The sequence below is a fragment of the Virgibacillus sp. DJP39 genome (genome assembly GCF_049310925.1).
Classification (GTDB): domain Bacteria; phylum Bacillota; class Bacilli; order Bacillales; family Amphibacillaceae; genus Virgibacillus_F.
In genome coordinates, this window is sequence record NZ_JBMERP010000187.1 from 1 (window position 1) to 981 (window position 981).

General features: G+C 39.9%; 1 protein-coding gene. It reads right to left on the reverse strand.

Translation table 11 applies throughout. The annotated features are described in order from the left end of the window. The coding region (locus ACOI1D_RS21690) for a transposase (RefSeq protein ID WP_422504280.1) at positions 1-981 on the reverse strand (981 nt) is incomplete at both ends.

Sequence of the window (981 nt, forward strand, 5' to 3'; positions counted from 1 at the left end):
TTTTGTAACTCGGAACTTTGTGGTACGGGACCGTAGAAGAATGGATTTTCTTTAAACGAGAAGCCAAACTGTTTGTCACAAGTTGCTTGTAGTGGACAGGATATACATTTGCTTTCATCGCCATTAAACCAAGATGTATAAGTTTCTTTATCAAATCCGTCCCAGATTAATGCGTGGCCTTCTTCACATTCAGGCGCTCCAGCTGGGGAACATGTTTCCGGGATGATAGTATTCTTTTTAAAATCAGTCACTACCGCTACATCATGCTCCATCAAAGATGTAGCCTGGTCATCTGCACTGAAGTAGCCTAAATCCGCGACAAGATAGTCCGTTTTCAGATCACCAATTTGGTTAAGTTTTTCGACCAATGGCAGCAGAACATCAATGTCAGCGGTATCTGGTGGAAGAATGATGGATAAGAGGACCACAGGTCCTGTAGGTGTCGGACAAACAATTGAATGCTTGCGATATCCAATAAAAAATTTGTTTTGATTTGCCTTATTGCGTTGTACTCCCACTTTGGCATCTGGATCTGAATATGTCTTTTCACAATCGCAAGTTTCTTTGTTTTCACATTTACAGCGTTTTCTCTTATAGCCATTAACATGTGCGTAAACTGGCCTGGAATCAATCCCCGTTAGAGTTGGTTGTAAAAAGTCATCCAACTTTAACGCTTGGTGTATAAGATCAAATAAAATCTCATAAAACAGCTCTTGCGTAACGTACTTGCGGAAGTGACTTAAGCTACTGTGAACAGGTACATCCTTTATGTCTGGTGTGCCAATAAAATTCCGCCAAGCTTGATTTTTAGGGTTTACTAACTGTTTACACAACTGTCGAAACGATGAGATCTCAGGCATGGTAAAGTATAGATAATGCATTCGAAAGTATGTCCTTGGGTCAACCGGAGGTCGACCGCCATCTTTGTATAGTGGTTTTATTTTTTCTAATACAATTGAATCGTTTACATGATTGATATAA